Annotated in this window: 3 protein-coding genes; all 3 read left to right on the forward strand. The window is 38.7% G+C overall.

Translation table 11 applies throughout. The annotated features are described in order from the left end of the window. Window positions 1–306 precede the first annotated feature (306 nt). The 3 genes from V7150_RS24080 to V7150_RS24090 all read left to right on the forward strand — a co-directional run bounded on the left by V7150_RS24080 (window position 307) and on the right by V7150_RS24090 (window position 1,053). The gene (locus tag V7150_RS24080) at window positions 307–525 is read left to right on the forward strand and encodes a DUF1659 domain-containing protein (RefSeq protein ID WP_283920554.1); all 219 of its coding nucleotides are present in this window, start codon (window positions 307–309) and stop codon (window positions 523–525) included. A gap of 96 nt (window positions 526–621) precedes the next feature. After that, a complete protein-coding gene (locus V7150_RS24085; protein WP_283920555.1) occupies window positions 622–840 on the forward strand; it encodes a DUF2922 domain-containing protein in 219 nt (72 codons plus the stop codon). Between the two features lie 69 nt (window positions 841–909). Continuing rightward, window positions 910–1,053 carry a YvrJ family protein gene (locus V7150_RS24090; RefSeq protein ID WP_335523293.1) on the forward strand — a complete coding sequence of 48 codons (144 nt, stop codon included), beginning with the start codon at window positions 910–912 and terminating at the stop codon, window positions 1,051–1,053. Window positions 1,054–1,301 lie beyond the last annotated feature (248 nt).

Genomic DNA, 1,301 nt, shown 5'->3' on the forward strand with positions numbered 1-1,301 from the left:
CCTGGATGCTTACTACATATTTTTAGATAATTTACTACATATTCTTAGCCACTTACTACATATTTTCGCGCACTTACTACATAATTTACAAAACTAACGACATTTATTGGATATTATTTGGTAATTCCCTCGATCCACGTGCTATTTTCATCCTCTTACTACATAATTTCTGAAAATTTCACATTAGCCACTCCCACAATATGTTAAAAATATCAGTACTTGAAACTTAGTAAAATAATTTATAAAAATACCATGTCCTTTTTGCCGACTTTTATCTATATAAGAGGTGAAAGGTGGTGAGAGACAATGGCACAAGCGTTATTAGAAGGAACGAAGCTTCGCCTGGTATTTGAGGCTGGCATGGATGACAAAGGAAATCCGATTCTTAAATCAAAAACGTTTAGCAACGTCACAAAGGTTGCGACTGCAGATCAATTATCGCAAGCTGCCCAAGCAATCGCTGTTTTATGCAATGACACGCTAAACAAAGTGGAGCGCAATGACAGCTCCGAAATCCTGGCATAAACATCCAGCACCAAGTAGGACCCACGGTGTCCACCCCACACGGACAGTGTCCACAAAGGGTGTCAGGCACCAATTTAAAAAAAGGAGGTGAATGAAATGGCAAAGACATTGGAATTGCAATTTGGAACAGAATTTGGGAAGACTGCACGTATTTCTGTTGATAATCCTAAAGAACCGATTGATGAAGAGGTCGTAAAATTATCGATGGCACAAATTATTGCATCTGACGTTTTCACAACATCTAGCGGTAGATTGGCAGTACCAAAAGGGGTACGAGTAATTGAACGCAATGTAACAGATTACGAACTTGCTTAATAAGTAAGAGAGGCCGGATTCATCATGAAGCCGGCCTCTTCTTATAAGTAATAGAAGGAGGTGAGAAAAGTGGATCAGCTTATTCCCATCATCAGCCAGGTGGGATTCCCGATCGTTGTAACCCTTTATCTGCTTTACCGAATTGAGTCAAAGCTAGATTTAGTGGTACAGTCGATTCAGACTCTTCCTGAACGGATGAAAGAGCGAATGTAAAAAACTGGACCAGGTTGAATATATCCAAACCTGGTCCAGCTTACTATTCTCCATTATCTAACGAAACTCGACCATTATCTACTAAATTCCCTTTCAAACAAACGTTTAATTAAATCCCCTAAAATCCTTGTTAAATACACCTCTACTCATCCAAACCCATGAAAAATTTGTTGAATCATCCAATAAGATTTAGAAATTAATAGAGCCCTAGTTACTAGTTCCATTAGCTCTCTACGTTGGTGTTTCTC

This window comes from Neobacillus drentensis, from assembly GCF_036965245.1.
GTDB classification, from domain to species: domain Bacteria; phylum Bacillota; class Bacilli; order Bacillales; family Cytobacillaceae; genus Neobacillus; species Neobacillus drentensis_G.

Bases quoted from the DNA above. Each gene is read 5' to 3' on its own strand.
- V7150_RS24085 (WP_283920555.1), top strand. From the start codon at position 622: ATGGCAAAGACATTGGAATTGCAATTTGGAACAGAATTTGGGAAGACT.
- V7150_RS24080 (WP_283920554.1), top strand. From the start codon at position 307: ATGGCACAAGCGTTATTAGAAGGAACGAAGCTTCGCCTGGTATTTGAG.